General features: G+C 65.6%; 16 protein-coding genes. 8 read left to right on the forward strand and 8 right to left on the reverse strand.

The features are described 5' to 3' along the window. Positions 1–43 precede the first annotated feature (43 nt). From TSA1_RS02190 to TSA1_RS02200, 3 genes are all read right to left on the reverse strand, one after another. Positions 44–358, reverse strand: a complete 315-nt coding sequence (locus tag TSA1_RS02190; protein ID WP_100174901.1) for a hypothetical protein — start codon at positions 356–358, stop codon at positions 44–46. Positions 359–552: 194 nt separating this feature from the next. Beyond that, entirely contained in the window at positions 553–1,650 is a 1,098-nt protein-coding gene (locus TSA1_RS02195; RefSeq protein WP_100174902.1) for a quinone-dependent dihydroorotate dehydrogenase, read from the reverse strand. Next, entirely contained in the window at positions 1,647–1,991 is a 345-nt protein-coding gene (locus TSA1_RS02200) for a DUF952 domain-containing protein (RefSeq protein WP_100174903.1), read from the reverse strand. The genes TSA1_RS02195 and TSA1_RS02200 overlap by 4 nt, the downstream gene beginning before the upstream one ends. A 192-nt stretch (positions 1,992–2,183) precedes the next feature. Between TSA1_RS02200 and TSA1_RS02205 the strand changes: the two genes are divergently transcribed. Together TSA1_RS02205 and TSA1_RS02210 are read left to right on the forward strand one after the other, a co-directional pair. Further along, positions 2,184–2,837, forward strand: coding sequence for a S24 family peptidase (locus TSA1_RS02205; protein ID WP_100174904.1), 654 nt, complete (start codon positions 2,184–2,186; stop codon positions 2,835–2,837). A 133-nt stretch (positions 2,838–2,970) separates the two neighbouring features. Continuing rightward, positions 2,971–3,723: a carbonic anhydrase gene (locus tag TSA1_RS02210; protein WP_100174905.1), complete on the forward strand. Its 753-nt coding sequence runs from the start codon at positions 2,971–2,973 to the stop codon at positions 3,721–3,723. Between the two features lie 97 nt (positions 3,724–3,820). Here TSA1_RS02210 and TSA1_RS02215 read toward each other — a convergent pair whose 3' ends face one another. From TSA1_RS02215 to TSA1_RS02235, 5 genes are all read right to left on the reverse strand, one after another. Next, positions 3,821–5,464, reverse strand: a complete 1,644-nt coding sequence (locus TSA1_RS02215; RefSeq protein WP_100174906.1) for a lysine--tRNA ligase — start codon at positions 5,462–5,464, stop codon at positions 3,821–3,823. A gap of 153 nt (positions 5,465–5,617) precedes the next feature. Then, the gene (locus tag TSA1_RS02220; protein WP_100174907.1) at positions 5,618–6,568 is read right to left on the reverse strand and encodes an ABC transporter substrate-binding protein; all 951 of its coding nucleotides are present in this window, start codon (positions 6,566–6,568) and stop codon (positions 5,618–5,620) included. A 218-nt stretch (positions 6,569–6,786) separates the two neighbouring features. Continuing rightward, positions 6,787–7,377, reverse strand: coding sequence for an SCO family protein (locus tag TSA1_RS02225; protein ID WP_100174908.1), 591 nt, complete (start codon positions 7,375–7,377; stop codon positions 6,787–6,789). A gap of 24 nt (positions 7,378–7,401) precedes the next feature. Continuing rightward, on the reverse strand, positions 7,402–7,596 hold the full coding sequence (locus tag TSA1_RS02230) for a hypothetical protein (protein ID WP_100174909.1): 195 nt from the start codon (positions 7,594–7,596) through the stop codon (positions 7,402–7,404). 125 nt (positions 7,597–7,721) lie between these two features. Then, entirely contained in the window at positions 7,722–8,243 is a 522-nt protein-coding gene (locus tag TSA1_RS02235; RefSeq protein ID WP_174718706.1) for a hypothetical protein, read from the reverse strand. Positions 8,244–8,518: 275 nt separating this feature from the next. Here TSA1_RS02235 and TSA1_RS02240 point away from each other — a divergent pair, with 275 nt between their 5' ends. From TSA1_RS02240 to pdeM, 6 genes are all read left to right on the forward strand, one after another. Then, a complete protein-coding gene (locus tag TSA1_RS02240) occupies positions 8,519–10,177 on the forward strand; it encodes an FAD-binding dehydrogenase (RefSeq protein WP_100174910.1) in 1,659 nt (552 codons plus the stop codon). Positions 10,178–10,180: 3 nt separating this feature from the next. Next, positions 10,181–11,101 carry an extracellular catalytic domain type 1 short-chain-length polyhydroxyalkanoate depolymerase gene (locus TSA1_RS02245; protein WP_100174911.1) on the forward strand — a complete coding sequence of 307 codons (921 nt, stop codon included), beginning with the start codon at positions 10,181–10,183 and terminating at the stop codon, positions 11,099–11,101. Between the two features lie 151 nt (positions 11,102–11,252). Further along, entirely contained in the window at positions 11,253–11,603 is a 351-nt protein-coding gene (locus tag TSA1_RS02250) for a RidA family protein (RefSeq protein ID WP_100174912.1), read from the forward strand. Between the two features lie 213 nt (positions 11,604–11,816). Beyond that, positions 11,817–12,182, forward strand: a complete 366-nt coding sequence (locus tag TSA1_RS02255; protein ID WP_100174913.1) for a nuclear transport factor 2 family protein — start codon at positions 11,817–11,819, stop codon at positions 12,180–12,182. Positions 12,183–12,453: 271 nt separating this feature from the next. Then, positions 12,454–15,030, forward strand: coding sequence for a ligase-associated DNA damage response DEXH box helicase (locus TSA1_RS02260; protein WP_100174914.1), 2,577 nt, complete (start codon positions 12,454–12,456; stop codon positions 15,028–15,030). A gap of 54 nt (positions 15,031–15,084) precedes the next feature. Further along, on the forward strand, positions 15,085–15,756 hold the full coding sequence (pdeM, locus tag TSA1_RS02265) for a ligase-associated DNA damage response endonuclease PdeM (protein WP_174718707.1): 672 nt from the start codon (positions 15,085–15,087) through the stop codon (positions 15,754–15,756). The last annotated feature ends 63 nt before the right edge of the window (positions 15,757–15,819 follow it).

The raw sequence follows: 15,819 nt of genomic DNA on the forward strand, positions 1-15,819 counted from the left end.
CAAAGTATGAGATCAATATCGAAAGAACGCTGCGGTGCGCGGCCTACGCCGTGCTCTGGATCAACAGCGTGCAGGTCACGAAAGTTGGCCGTCCGTCATCCTGAACGGCGGAGACGGCGGTCAGCTCGTTGAGCTTCACCGTGTAGGTTTCGCCGCGACCGATCTTGCCGATGTCCTTGATTTCCTTGCTGCCGTCATTCTTCGGCCGCTCGGATGTCAGCGTCACGGTCTCACCGAATTCCTCGTTGCGCACTGTCAGGTATCCGACGGGCGCAAACAGCTCGGGAATTGCCTGACCGCCCCACAGATTGGTCTTGCCGCGAACCCTGACGCGATATTGATCGACGACGTCGCCCACGCTCGCCCCCTGAAACAAAATCAAATAATGCGCTAGAGAGACATAAAGTCGCAGCAGCTTCAAGCACTGTCTCGCTGTGCCCTGCAACATGATCGTCAGGGGCATCGCTGCCCGCGGCGTCCGTATTGCTCTGCAACATAAGATTGTGCTGTGCGTTGACCGCACTCTCTCCCGCAAGTGGGAGAAGCGAAGAGCTACGTCCCCGGCCAGTCTTCGGCGGTGAGCGTCGCCGCATCGGCGCCGACGATCTCGGACAGCGAGTCGCGCCCGGTGCGAAGCAGCGTCGAGGTGAGGTCGCGCTTGATCTCGTCGACGAGGCCGAGGCCCTTGTAGACCAGCGACGAATAGAGCTGGATCAGGCTCGCGCCCGCGCGGATCTTGGTCAGCGCGGCGCCGCCGGAGTCCACGCCGCCGACGCCGATCAGCGGGAATGCGCCCTCGACGCGCACATAGGTCTCCGCGACCATCCGCGTCGACAGGCGGAATAGCGGCCGGCCGGACAGGCCGCCTTGCTCCTTGGCGCGCATCTCCTCCCGCAGCGTGCTCGGCCGCGAAATCGTCGTGTTCGACACGATCATGCCGTCGACCCTGCGCGAGCGCGCGACCTGCACGACATCATCGAGCTGGGCGAGGCTCAGATCCGGCGCGATCTTGAGCAGCACCGGCGTGTCGCCGGCCTTCTGGCGCACGCGCTCGCGCGCGTCGATCACGCGCGCGAGAAGATCGTCGAGCAGCGCGCCTTCCTGCAAGTTGCGCAGGCCCGGCGTGTTCGGCGAGGAGACGTTGACGGTGAAATAGCTCGCGACCGGCGCGAAGGTCTCGATCAGCTTGACGTAGTCGGCGACGCGATCCAGCGAATCCTTGTTGGCGCCGACATTGACGCCGACGATGCCGCCGTGCTGCGCGCGCGCCGCAAGCCGGCGCAGTGCCACGTCCGCGCCGTCATTGTTGAAGCCCATGCGGTTGATGATGGCTTCGTCGCGCTCCAGGCGAAACAGCCGCGGCCGCGGATTGCCGGCCTGCGGCTTCGGCGTCACCGAGCCGATCTCGACGAAGCCGAAGCCGAGCCGCAGCAGCGCGTCCGGCACCTCCGCGCTCTTGTCGAAGCCGGCGGCCATGCCGATCGGGTTGGGAAAGTTGAGTCCGAAGGCGCGCATCGCGAGCTTGGGATCATCGGTGCGCGGCTTGATCGGCGGCAGGAAGCGCAGGCCCTGGATCGCCAGGCGATGCGCATCTTCCGGATCGAGCCAGCGCAGCACCGGCAGCGAAAAAGCGTCGAAAGCGCGGATCACGGGGCAAGCTCCGGAACGTCGTGGCCGCCGTCGGAGCGGATATTGAGGTTCATCACCGCGATGACGGCGCCGAAATCGAGCTCGCCATAGAGATGCGGAAAAAGCTCCTCATTGCGCGAGCGCTCCCAGCGCAGCTCGCTGCCGAACGCGTCGCCGTCGACCTCGACCAGGAACAGCGCGCGCTGTCCGAAATAGTGCTTGCGCAGGGTCTCGGGAACCTGGGCGGCGGTCGAGAAATGGATGAAACCGTCGCGCGCGTCGTCCGCGCTGCCGCGGTAGACACCCTGCCGTTCCGCCTCACGCCAGGCCGAGGCCGGACAGATTTTGTAGATCTTGACCACCGCTTGCGCAGCCCTGTTTGCTCTTTGAGTCTCTTGGGTTTTTTCGTCTCGTGCGGGTCCCGAGAGACCCCGGCGCGACCGTAAAGGCCGCCCCTGACGAACTCAAGAGTTAGCCGCGACCTCTTGCGCGAAAAACGGAAAACCGGTTGATTTGAGGACAGTTTTCCTGAGTTGCGACGGGCTGGGCCTTCCATGGTCAGACAGGCCAAAGCGCAGAGGATACTCACTCACGACCAGATCTGGGTCGCGCTGGATCGGCTGGCGGCGCGCGCCGGTCTGTCGCCGTCCGGCCTTGCCAAGCGCGCCGGGCTCGATCCCACCACCTTCAACAGGTCCAAGCGCGTCACCTCCGACGGCCGCGAACGCTGGCCCTCGACCGAATCGATCGCGAAGGCGCTGGCCGCCGCCGACGCCTCGATCGAGAGCTTTGCGAAGCTGATCGACGACGACGCGGGCGAGGCCCGCTCGGTCCCGCTGCTCGGCTTCGGGCTGGCCGGCGCGAGCGGGGCCTTCGACGAGTCCGGTCTGCCTTCCGGCAAGGGCTGGACCGAAACAGCGCTTCCCGCCACCGGGGACAGCCGCACTTTTGCGCTGGAGATTTCCGGCGATGCGTTCGCACCTGTCTATCGCGACGGCGACATCGTCCTGGTGTCGCCGGGTGCGCCGATCCGCAAAGGCGATCGCGTGCTGGTGAGGAGCAAGGCGGGCGAGGTGACGATCGCAACGCTGCGGCGCCGCACCGCCAAGGCACTGGAGCTGCAATCGCTCGATGCGTCGCAGGCCGTGCGCACGATGGCGGCTGGCGAGGTGGCGTGGATTGCGCGCATCGTGTGGACGAGCCAGTGACCGTGACCTTAACCGCCTCCTGACTCGCATTCCTGGGGGCCGCGCTTCGTCCCGATCGCCATTGCGACTCACCGGCCCTCTCGCATAGGTTGCGGCCGATACTACCGCTCCAGCTTTATCTTAGGGGAATACGATGAATCGCCGTCACGCATTGAAGGCCCTCGCGGGTCTCGCACTTTGTCCGCTCTGCAAGCCGGCCTTCGCCGCCGAAGGCGCGCATTGGAGTTACGAAGGCGCCGGCGGCCCGGCCAAATGGGGCGAGCTCGATGCGGCCAACAAGGCCTGCGCGGTCGGCCTGCAGCAATCGCCGATCGACATCGAGGCGACGATCAAGTCGCAACTGCCGGTGCTGAAGCTGAACTGGGGCAAGAGCGCCGACACCATCGTCAACAACGGGCACACGATCCAGCTCAACTTCGCCGAGGGCAGCACCTTGATGCTCGGCGATGTCAAGTACAAGCTGCTGCAGGTGCACTTCCACCGGCCGAGCGAGCACATGATCGGCGGCAAGAACTTTCCGATGGAGGCGCATTTCGTCCACCGCAACGAGGCCGGCGGGCTCGCCGTGGTCGGCGTGCTGATGGCCGAGGGCCGGGCGAACCCGGCTTTCGGCAAGATCGTCAAGACCATGCCGGCGGCGGAAGGCCCGGCCGTGAAGGCCGATGCCGGCATCGATCCGCACGCCATGCTGCCCTCGAAGCTCAGCTATTTCCGCTATCCCGGCTCGCTGACGACGCCGCCCTGTTCGGAGGTGGTCGAATGGCTGCTGCTGACCACCCCGATCCAGGTCTCGGCCACGGACGTCGCGGCGTTCGCAAAGCTCTATCCGATGAACGCGCGCCCGGTGCAGAAGGACAACAGGCGTTACGTGCTGAAGTCGATCTGAGCTGGTGCTCCAATCAACGTGTCGTCCCGGCGCCCGTGCGCAATTGCGCACTAGGCCGGGACGACAGCGGAATGTGGGGCGAAGAGCAACGCGTGCCTCAAGCACTCCGCGCCAGCGCGCCGTCGATCATGTTCACGGCATTCTGCACGCCGTACACCGCGACGAAGGAGCCGAAGCGCGGACCCTTCTCCTGGCCGAGCAGCACCTGATAGAGCATGTTGAACCAGTCCAGCGTCACGCCCGGACGGCCGTCCTTGCCCTTCTTGACCTGGTCGAGGAACGGCTCGCGGCGACCGATCTCGTAGACGACGTTCTGGATGTCCTCTGGCGTTGCGTCCGGCGCAAGCTGCGACAGCGCATCGCGCAGATCCTGTAGCGCCGCGCGCTCGGTGTCGGTAGGCACGCGGAACTGCTTCGTCGGCGCGACGAAGTCACGGTAATAGTTGATGGCGTAGCCGACCATGGCATCCAGCTTCGGATGCGTCTGCGGGCTCACGCCGGGACGGTAGCGTCCGATGAAGCCCCACAGCGTCTCGGCATTCTCCGCGTTCGACGAGGACACCAATGTCAGCAAGAGCTGGAAAGTGACGGGCATGTCGCCCTTCGGTGGCTTGCCGTTGTGGATGTGCCAGACCGGATTGCCGAGCTGCTGCTTGCCGTCCTGCTTGGGAAAGCCATCGATGAATTGCTGATAGTCATCGACCTGGCGCGGGATGACGTCGAAAAACAGCCGCTTCGCCGCCTTCGGCTCGCGGTACATGAACAGCGACAGCGATTCCGGCGAGGCGTAGCGCAGCCATTCGTCGATGGTGAGGCCGTTGCCCTTCGACTTCGAGATCTTCTGGCCCTTCTCGTCGAGGAAGAGCTCGTAGTTGAAGCCTTCGGGCGGCGTGCCTCCGAGCGCCCTGGCGATCGCGCCGGACAGCTTCACGGAATCGATCAGGTCCTTGCCGGCCATCTCGTAATCGACGCCGAGCGCGACCCAGCGCATCGCCCAGTCGGCCTTCCACTGGCACTTGACGTTGCCCCCGGTGACCGGCGTCTCGACTTCCTGGTTGGTGTCGGGGTCGAGATAGGTCACCGTACCGGCCGCGACGTCGCGGCGGATCATCGGCACCTGCAGCACGATGCCCGTGGTCTTGCTGATCGGCAGGAACGGCGAATAGGTGGCGCGGCGATCGGGGCCGAGCGTCGGCAGGATGATCTCCATCACCTTGTCGTAGGCTTCGAGCATCCTGAGCAGCGTCGCGTCGAAGCGGCCGGACGTGTAATAGTCGGTCGAGCTCGCGAACTCGTAGTCGAAGCCGAAATGATCGAGGAAGGCGCGCAGCCGCGCATTGTTGTGGTGGCCGAACGAGGGGTATTCGTTGGAGAACGGATCTGGCACCTGCGTCAGCGGCTTGCCGATATGCGGCGCCAGCATCTCCTTGTTGGGGACGTTGTCGGGCACCTTGCGGAAGCCGTCCATGTCGTCGGAGAAGGCGAGCAGGCGCGTCTTGATCTTGTCCTCGGTCAGCACGCGGAAGGCATGGCGCACCATCGAGGTGCGGGCGACCTCGCCGAACGTGCCGATATGCGGCAGGCCCGACGGCCCGTAGCCGGTCTCGAACAGCACCTCGTCCTTCGGGCTCTTCTTCAGCCGCGCGACAACGGCCTTCGCCTGCTCGAACGGCCAGGCGTTGGATTGTTCGGCGAGCGCACGTAAGTCGCTCGGGCTCATGCTGGGATCGATAACGGACATCAAGAAGGGCCTCCGGGCCGCGGAAAATAGCGATTTTTGCGCGGAATGCAAAAATAGTCTTGGTCGTCATTCCGGGGCGATGCGCAGCATCGAACCCGGAATCTCGAGATTCCGGATTCGCGCTTCGCGCGCCCCGGAATGACGATTGATTGGTTAGAACGGGCTCACCGAGAAATACCGCAGCCACAGATCGGTGTAGCGGCCTTTTTCCCAGACCCGGAACAGCGCCCAGTTCAGGGCCTGGCGCAGCACGTCGTTGCCTTTGCGGACGGCGATGCCGATGCCTTCGCCGAAGAAGCGGCTCTCGACGAAGGGGCCGCCGGAGAAGGCGCAGCAATCGCCGGAATCGGTGCCGTTGATCCAGAACGCCAGCGAGATGGCGTCGCCGAAGATGAAGTCGACCTCGCCCTTGCGTAAGGCTGTGCGCATCGCATCGTCGTTGGGATAGGGGTGCAGCTCGGCGTCGGTGAACATGGCCTTCAGATAGGCCTCGTGCGCGGAGCCGGCGATGACGCCGACCTTCTTGCCCTCGAGAAATTCCGGTCGGATCTCCGGCATCACCGCGTCCTTGCGCGAGGCGAAGCGCGCCGGCACGCGGTAATAGGGATCGCTGAAGTCGACCCGGGCGCGCAGCTGCGGGCTCACCGCCATCGAGGCGATGATGGCATCGCCCCGGTTGGAGGTGAGCGCGTCCACCAGCGTCTCGAAGCGGCGCATCTGCACCGTGCAGGTGACCTTGATCTCCTCGCACAGGCTGCGGGCGAGATCGACGTTGAAGCCGGCCGGGTTGCCGTCGGCGCCGGTGTAGTTGAACGGCGGGTAGTCGGTCTCGGTCAGGAAGCGGATCACGGTCAGGCGCGACAGGTCCGGCCGTTCGGGGCGCCGCCTTGGGTCCCAGAAGCCGGGCACGGCCTGGGGGGCCGCAGTTTGAGGGGCGGATTGGGGCGCGACCTGCGGCGTGGCCTGGGGCGCCGCTGGAGGCTGCTTGGCGGGCGCCTGCGCGTTGACGGCCGGGGCGCATCCCAGCAGGCAGAGGCCGGCGGCCAGCGCCGTCAGCAAGCCACGGGCAGATTTGAACGATTTCGCCTGTTGCGATGGAGCCATCGGCCGGAAATGAACTGATATCATTGGGAACGGAGGGCGTTATAGACCATCCCGCCGGGAACGCGAGCGCCGATTATGGGCTGGGCAAAGGTCCCTCCGCCGTCATGCCCGGGCTTGTCCCGGGCATCCACGTCCTTTCCTGACCCGCCCAGGAACGTGGATGGCCGGGACAAGCCCGGCCATGACGGTGTGGAAACGGTTCGGCCCGAACGCAGGCCTCAGAGATACTTCTTCAAATCCGCCGCCGCCTCTTCCGGCGTCCGCTTCAGGTTGAACGGCGAGACGAAACGGCCGTCGCGGTCCATCAGGTAGATCAGAGCGGTGTGGTCCATGGTGTAGTCGCCGTCCTTGGTCGGGACCTTCTTGGCGTAGACCCGGTAGGAGGTGATGACCTTGGCGGTCTCGGCGGGATCGCCGGACAGGCCTTCGAGGTGCGGATCGAAGCTCGACAGATAGTCCTTCATGGTCGCCGGCGTGTCGCGCTCGGGATCGACCGAGATGAAGACGGCATTGACCTTGTCGGCATCCTTGCCCAGCGCGCGCAGCACTTCCGAGATCTCGAACAGCGAGGTCGGGCAGACGTCGGGGCAATGGGTGTAGCCGAAGAAGATCAGGGTCGGCTTGCCCTTCAGGCTCTTGTCGGTGACGGTCTTGCCGTTCTGGTCGGTAAGCTGGAACGGGCCGCCGATCGCGGCCGGCTGGGCCACCTTGCTGACCCCGCCCATGGCCCAGAACATGATCAGGAGCCCGACAACGAGGCTTGCGGCGAAGGCGGTTGCGATCACCAGCGGACGGGTGGCGGAGCTCATGAGCGGAAAACTTCCTGTCGCGGATCAGAAGCAGGCGGCGAAACCGGCCCGGATCATTTCGAAGAACATCTGCGTGCCGTAGTGGAACCACAGCGCCAGCGCGCCGAGCACGAGCAATCCAAAGGTCGCCACGCCCGCCCACAGCAGCACGGACGGCGTCCGGCCGGCAGTGGACGAATTGTCCTGTAACGGATGCGAGGGGTGCAGAGGTTGAGCCATGACAACGATCGGGGGGCGAAGGCCCCGGTTCCAAGCCTTCAGATAGGCTCTGGCCCGCCCGCGGGCAAGCGCTGCCGGCGGGCCGGAACGATCCGGTCAGGTCGAGAACGTCAGTCCGGGGAACGTCAGCGCAGCAGCTGGCCGCGGGCGGATTCGAGCTGATCGGCCTGGGGGAGCGGCCGGCGCGACGGCTTGATGGTCGAGGCCTGCGCGTCCAGGTAGCAGGGCTTGTACATGGCCTGGAGCTGCTTGCCCTTCAGGAACAGCATGTGCGGGGTGAGACCGCCGCGCTGGCTGATCCAGCGCTTCACCTGCGAGGGGTACATCGCATAGAGCATCTGGGTCGCCTCGGGATTGGTGACGGCGCGGCCATTGCTGCCGAAATCCCACGCAGCGTGGAAGCCGAGCGTCGCGCTCGAGGTCACGCAGATGCGGTCATGCGGGATGGCGCCGAGGACGATGGTACAGGCGGAGGCGCACAGGCCGTCGATGATGACGGTTTCGCCGGATTGACGCAGGTCCTGGTACTTGTCGACGTAGGTTCCAATCCGGCCACCGCGGTCATCCGCGATCCGAACCACCGCGTGAGAAGCCCCCATGCCAGCGATCAACAGAACCGCCGCAAGCAACCCCGTCAGAAACCTCATTGTCCCCCGCCCCAGTCGAATCTGCGTGTCCGGTGGTGATGCACGGCTAGCGTCCGTCGTAACCGAGGTTTTGTCTAGGCAGGCCGGCTCGATCAAAACAAATTCAAATCCAGTGTTGCGTCCGCGCTGCACTCGCTGGGTCTCTATCCCAAAGTGGAACAAGTTAAGGATGTCTTGCGTGCCACGGCCTTGATCTCAGTTACAACCGCTGGCTTCAATCCGGGCGAATACAGGGGAACCCATCGAGGTGGGAATAATAGTGCAGGGGGAAATACATGGCTGAGGAGACGGACGTCATCGTCGTCGGCGCCGGGCTGTCGGGCCTCGTCGCTGCGACCGAGATCGCGGACGCGGGCAAGCGCGTGATCGTGGTCGACCAGGAAGGCGAGCAGTCGATTGGCGGCCAGGCGTTCTGGTCGTTCGGCGGATTGTTCCTGGTCAATTCGCCGGAACAGCGCCGGCTCGGCATCAAGGACTCCTACGATCTCGCCATGCAGGACTGGCTCGGCACCGCCGGCTTCGACCGCGACGAGGATTTCTGGCCGCGCCAATGGGCCGAAGCCTATGTCGCGTTCGCGGCCGGCGAGAAGCGCGCCTGGCTGCGCGCGATGGGCCATCGCATCTTCCCCGTGGTCGGTTGGGCCGAGCGCGGCGGTTACGATGCGATGGGGCACGGCAATTCGGTACCGCGCTTTCACGTCACCTGGGGCACCGGGCCTGGGATCGTCGAGCCGTTCGAGCGCCGCGCGCGCGAGGCGGTCAAGAGCGGCCGGCTGATCTTCAGGTTCCGCCACCGCGTCGATGCGCTCTCCATCACCAATGGCACGGTGGATGGCGTCGGCGGCGCCGTGCTCGCGCCCGATGATGTCGAGCGTGGCAAGAGCTCCTCCCGCAACGTGGTCGGCGAATTTGCGCTGAAGGCGCAGGCCGTGATCGTGGCGTCCGGCGGCATCGGCGGCAATCACGAGCTGGTACGCCAGAACTGGCCGGAGCGGCTCGGCACGCCGCCAAAGTTCATGATCTCCGGCGTGCCCGAGCATGTCGACGGCCGCATGATCGGTATCACGGAGAAGACAGGCGCGCGCCTGATCAATCGCGACCGCATGTGGCATTATGTCGAGGGCATCCAGAACTGGAATCCCATTTGGCCGCGCCACGGCATCCGCATCCTGCCGGGCCCGTCCTCGATGTGGTTCGACGCCACAGGCACGCGGCTGCCGGCGCCGCTGTTCCCTGGCTCCGATACGCTCGGCCAGCTCAAATACATCATGTCATCAGGCTATGAATATTCCTGGTTCATCCTGACCCAGAGCATCATCAAGAAGGAGTTTGCGCTGTCGGGCTCGGAGCAGAACCCCGATTTGACCGGCAAGAGCTGGCGCATGACGATCAAGCGCGCCACCAACAAGGGTGCACCGGCGCCGGTGGAGGCGTTCAAAAGCCATGGTGTCGACTTCATCGTACGCGACAAGCTCGAGGATCTTGTCGCGGAGATGAACAAGCTTGCCGGCAGCGACCTCCTCAAGCTCGAGCACATCAAGCTGCAGATCGAGGCGCGCGACCGCGAGATCGCCAACCCTTACGTCAAGGATGCGCAGGTGATGAACATCCACAATGCGCGGCGCTACATCGGCGACAAGCTGATCCGCACCGCGTCCCCGCACAGGATCCTGGATCCCGCGCAGGGACCGCTGATCGCGGTCAAGCTCAACATCCTCACCCGCAAGACGCTGGGCGGTTTCGAGACCGATCTCGACTCGCGCGTGTTCGGCGCCGAGGGCAGCGTCATTCCCGGCCTCTACGCGGTCGGCGAAGCCGCCGGCTTCGGCGGCGGCGGTGTGCACGGCTATCGCTCGCTGGAAGGCACCTTCCTCGGCGGCTGCCTGTTCTCGGGCCGCAATGCCGGCCGTGCTGCGGCGAAAGCGGTGGGGTAGCTGATGCGGCGGTGGATGCTGCGCATCGGCGCGCTGGTCGCGGCATTGGCCGCCGCATCAGGAGCATCCGCCGAGACGATCGACGTCAACGGTGTGAAGCGCTCCTACACGGCGCAGCTTCCGGCGAAGACGCCGGCGCCGCTCGTGGTCGCGCTGCACGGCAAGACCCAGCGCGGCGCCGACATGGTGGCGCGGACGGCGTGGCCGCAGGTCGCCAAGCGTGAAGGTCTTGCCGTGGTGTTTCCCGACGGCCTCAACCATGCATGGGCCGATGCGCGAACCAAGGCGGGGCCGGCGCTCCGCGGCCCGCCCGAGGGCACCGACGACGTCGCCTTCATCGCAAAGCTCGTCGAGAAGCTGGTGACGAACGGCACCGCCGACCCGAAGCGGGTTTATGTCACCGGAGTCTCCAATGGTGGCGCCATGGCGATGACGCTTCTCTGCGCCCGCGCCGACCTGTTCGCGGCCGGCGCGAGCGTGATCATGAACCTCACCGACGAGTCCGCCGTCACCTGCCATCCGTCGCGGCCGCTGCCGATGCTGCTCATGAACGGCACGGCCGATCCGCTGGTGCCCTACGCCGGCGGACGCGGATCGAGCTATTTTGCCGCAGACGGATTCTGGTCGACCGAGGAGACGCTGGCCTTCTGGCGCAAGCTCAACGGCTGCGAGACCGACGATGCGGCACGGTCCGATCTGCCCGACAGCAACGCTGCGGACCAGTCCACGGTGACGCGGATCTCATCGCGCTGCCCTGGAGGCCACGACGTCGTGCTCTATCGCGTCAACCATGGCGGCCATCGCATGCCCGGATTTGCGCCGGATGCCCGCTTCCCAAAGGTCGCTGCCAGCCTGCTCGGGCCGCAGAACGGCGACATCGACGGCGCCGAGACGATCTGGGCTTTTTTCAGTCAGTTTCCTTGAAGCGCCAAGCGCCGCTCCGGCGCATGCGCCGCAGGCAACGCATGCGTGCGGGGCAACACATGCGTGCCCTGCAACGCAATGCGTGCCAGGGGTGGCAGAGCGCGAGGTGCTGGGCTAGACAGGGCCGCCATTCCAGTGAGGAGATCCGTAAATGAGCATTCAGCGTTTCGAAGCCGGTCCGCGCATGAGCCAGGTCGTCGTGCACGGCAACACCGTCTATCTCGCCGGCGTCGTCGCCAACAAGGCGGCCGGCGAAAGCGTGACGAAGCAGACCCAGGACATCCTGGCCACCATCGACGGCCATCTCGCCAAGGCCGGCACCGACAAGTCGAAGCTGCTCTCCGCCACGATCTACATCACCGACATGAAGACCTTCGGCGAGATGAACGCGGTGTGGGACGCCTGGGTCTCGCCCGGCAACACCCCGGCGCGCGCCACCGTCGAAGCCAAGCTGGCTGCGCCGCAATACACCGTCGAGATCATGGTGGTTGCCGCGAAGTAATCTTCGCAAACTACAGGCATACGAAGAGAGCGCGATGACGACGTCATCGCGCTCTCTTTTTTGCGCGACTTTGTTCTCTTTGCGCATGATCTGATCGGAAAACCGCTCCACACTTTTCCGGATCATGCGCATGACCTGCGAGGTAATCGATTGGCGCTCCCGAACCTTCGATAGTGACGGCAGCCGAATACGGCGCCATCGAAGGAGAGCATCATGACCGACCCCACCACCGTCGCCCGCCGCTACATCGAGCTCTGGAACGAGCGCTCGGCCGGCCGCCGCCGCGAGCTGCTCGGCGAGAACTGGACGAATGATGCGAGCTATGTCGATCCCCTGATGAAGGGCGATGGCCGCGACGGCATCGAGGCGCTGATCGCGGGTGTGCAGCAGCGCTTTCCCGATTTCAAATTCGCTCTGATCGGCGAGCCCAACGGTTATGGCGACCACATCCGCTTTTCCTGGGGCCTCGGTCCCGACGGCGCCGACAGTCCGATCAAGGGCACTGATTTCGCCGTGCTGAAGGACGGCCGGATCAGAAGCGTGACCGGATTTCTCGATCAGGTGCCGGCCGGGGCGTGAGACCGCGGCCCGTCGCGGAGCGATCTCGCCTGTGGCCATCCTTCGAGACGCCCGCCTTTGGCGGGCCCTCAGGATGAGGATTGTGTGCGTTGCGCTAGTTCCAACGAGCACTGATGCTGCTTAGCCTCATCCTGAGGAGGCGCGAAGCGCCGTCTCGAAGGACGAGGCGCGTGCTCAGGTCGCGCCGTATGCCATGAGCGACCACCCTCCCCGTGCAGCGGGGAGGGCACACCCCTCGACGAAGCCACTCTCGCGGCTTACCTGTCATGGCGTGACGCGCCGTATCCTCAAAAGTCAGGCCGAGACGCCTGCGCTGCTGCCCGACCGCTTCAAGGCGTGGTTCGCGAGCCGCGGCTGGTCGCCGCGTGCGCATCAATTGGCGCTGCTGGAGAAGGCGCGTGAGGACCGCTCGGCCCTGTTGATTGCGCCGACCGGCGCGGGCAAGACGCTGGCGGGATTTCTGCCGACGCTGGTTGAGCTTTCGACCCAGGCGGTCGAGCGGGACGCAGGCGCGAAGCAAAGCCTCGTCTCCACCGGCCGCGGCCTGCAACGGACCGGCGGCCTGCACACGCTCTACATCTCGCCGCTCAAGGCGCTGGCCGTCGACATCGCGCGCAACCTCGAGCGGCCGATCGCGGAGATGGGCCTGCCGATCAAGGTCGAGACCCGCACCGGCGATACGCCGGTATCGCGGCGCCAGCGGCAGCGGCGCTATCCGCCTGATGTGCTGCTGACGACGCCCGAGCAGCTCGCGCTGCTGCTGTCCTCCGACGATGCGCCGTTCCTGTTCTCCTCCCTCAAGCGCATCGTGCTCGACGAATTGCATGCGCTGGTGACGTCCAAGCGCGGCGACCTGCTCTCGCTCGGCCTCGCGCGGCTGTGGCGGCTGGCGCCGCAGATGCGCGCGATCGGCCTGTCGGCGACCGTGGCCGAGCCGGAGCAGCTCGCGCGTTTCCTGGTGCCGCAGCCCGATGGCCGGGAGCGAGCAGCCGACATCGTCGTCGCCGGTGGTGCCGCGCCGCCTGAAGTCGAGATGCTCGACACGCGCGAACGCCTGCCCTGGGCCGGTCACAGCGCGCGCCACGCGCTCCCCGAGATCTACGAGCTGATCAAGGCGAACAAGACCACGCTGGTCTTCGTCAACACCCGCAGCCAGGCCGAGATGATGTTCCAGAATCTCTGGGCCATGAACGACGACGGCCTTGCGATTGCGCTGCATCACGGCTCGCTCGACGTTGCCCAGCGCCGCAAGGTCGAGGACGCGATGTCGGCGGGCCGGCTGCGCGGCGTGGTCTGCACGTCCTCGCTCGATCTCGGCGTCGATTGGGGCGACGTCGATCTCGTCGTCAACATCGGTGCGCCCAAGGGCTCCTCGCGCCTGATGCAGCGCATCGGCCGCGCCAACCATCGCCTCGACGAGGCCTCGCGCGCGGTGCTGGTGCCGGCCAATCGTTTCGAGGTGCTGGAGTGCCGCGTCGCGATCGACGCCATTGCCGAGAATGCACAGGACACGCCGCCGCTGCGCACCGGCGCGCTCGACGTTCTGGCGCAGCATGTGCTGGGCTGCGCCTGCGGCGAGCCGTTCCTCTCTGATGAACTCTATGCCGAGGTGCGCACTGCTGCGCCTTACGCCGATTTGTCGCGGCAGGATTTCGACGATGTCGTCGATTTCGTCGCCTCCGGCGGCTACGCGCTGAAGACCTATGAGCGCTTCGCGCGCATCAAGCAGGACAAGGAAGGACGCTGGCGCGTCGCCAATCCCAAGGTGCGGCAGAGCTACCGGATGAATGTCGGCACCATCGTCGAGGACGACATGCTCAAGGTTCGCCTGGTGCGCTCGCGCGGCGGCGGTACGGGCTCCACCGGCGTGATCGCACGCGGCGGCCGGCTGCTCGGCGAGATCGAGGAAGCCTTCATCGAGGGCCTCTCGCCCGGCGATACCTTCGTGTTCTCAGGCGAGGTGGTGCGCTACGAGACGCTGGTCGAGGACCAGGTCTGTGTCTCGCGCGCGCATGACAAGGACCCGAAAGTGCCGTCCTATATGGGGGGCAAATTCCCGCTCTCGACCTATCTCGCCGAACGCGTGCGCCGGCTGCTCGATGATGCGCGCGCCTGGCGTGGCCTGCCGGAGCAGGTGCGCGACTGGTTGTCGCTGCAGAAGGACGTCAGCCGCGTGCCCGCGGTGCGCGAGCTTCTGGTCGAGAGCTTTCCGCGCGCCAACAAGCATTATCTGGTCTGCTATCCCTTCGAGGGACGTCTCGCGCATCAGACCCTCGGCATGCTGCTGACGCGCCGGCTGGAGCGCGCCCGCGCGCGCCCGCTCGGCTTTGTCGCCAATGAATATGCGGTGGCGATCTGGGGGCTCGGCGATCTCTCCTCCATGATCCGCGACGGCCGCATCGATCTCAACGCGCTGTTCGACCCCGACATGCTCGGCGACGATCTTGAGGCCTGGCTCGCCGAGTCCGCGCTGATGAAGCGCACGTTCCGAAACTGCGCCATCATCTCCGGCCTGATCGCCCGCCGGCACACCGGCGAAGAGAAGAGCCGACGCCAGGTGCTGTTTTCGACCGATCTCGTCTATGACGTGCTGCGCAAGCACCAGGCCGATCACGTCCTCCTGCGCGCCGCGCGCGCCGATGCCGCTACCGGCTTGCTCGATCTGCGCCGCCTCAGCGACATGCTGACGCGCATCCACGGCCGCATCACGCACCGGGAACTCGACCGCGTCTCCCCCCTGGCCGTGCCCGTAATGCTGGAAATCGGCCGCGAGTCAGTCTATGGCGAAGCTGCAGACGAGCTCTTGGCGGAAGCCGCCGACGAGCTCGTCAAAGAGGCGATGGGATAGCAGCAGGTTCTTGACGTGACGACAGGCGCGCAGGTTTCGGGGGATGTCGACGACATGCGCGTGTCCACAGTTGCCATCAGCGATGTGACCTTCGCCGCCGATCTCTCCGGCGCACTGTTCTGGGAAGAGCAGCGCCTGCTCGTCGTCTCCGACCTGCATCTGGAAAAAGGCTCCAGCTTCGCCACCCGCGGCGTGCTGCTGCCGCCTTACGACACGCTGGCGACGCTGAGCCGCCTGGCTGCAGTCATCTCCCGCCATGATCCGCGCACGGTCATCGCACTCGGCGACAGCTTTCACGATCGCTTCGCACATGAGCGGTTGTCGCCGGACGATCGCGATGCCGTCGCCGCGCTCCAGACCGGTCGCGACTGGATCTGGATCTCCGGCAACCACGATCCGATGCTGCCGCGCGATCTCGGCGGCACAGTCGCGGACGAGGTTGCGATCGGTCCGATCACCTTCCGTCACGAGCCGACCGGCGCGCGCGGCGAGGTCGCCGGCCATCTCCATCCCAAGGCGCGGGTCTCGGCGCGCGGCCGCTTCCTGGAGCGCCGCTGCTTCGCCTCCGACGGGATGCGCGCGGTGATGCCGGCGTTCGGCGCCTATGCCGGCGGCCTCAGCATCCGCGATGCCGCCTTCGCGAAGATCTTTCCGGCCCGGGGCTTTGTGGCGCATCTGCTCGGCGACCGCCGCGTCCACGCCATTGCGGCCTCGCGCTGCTCCTGAAATTTCGGCGTGTCCAGAACAAATTAAGAACACTTTAGCAAGTCTTTGATATATCATTGTGAT

The organism is Bradyrhizobium nitroreducens, from assembly GCF_002776695.1.
Classification (GTDB): Bacteria; Pseudomonadota; Alphaproteobacteria; order Rhizobiales; family Xanthobacteraceae; genus Bradyrhizobium; species Bradyrhizobium nitroreducens.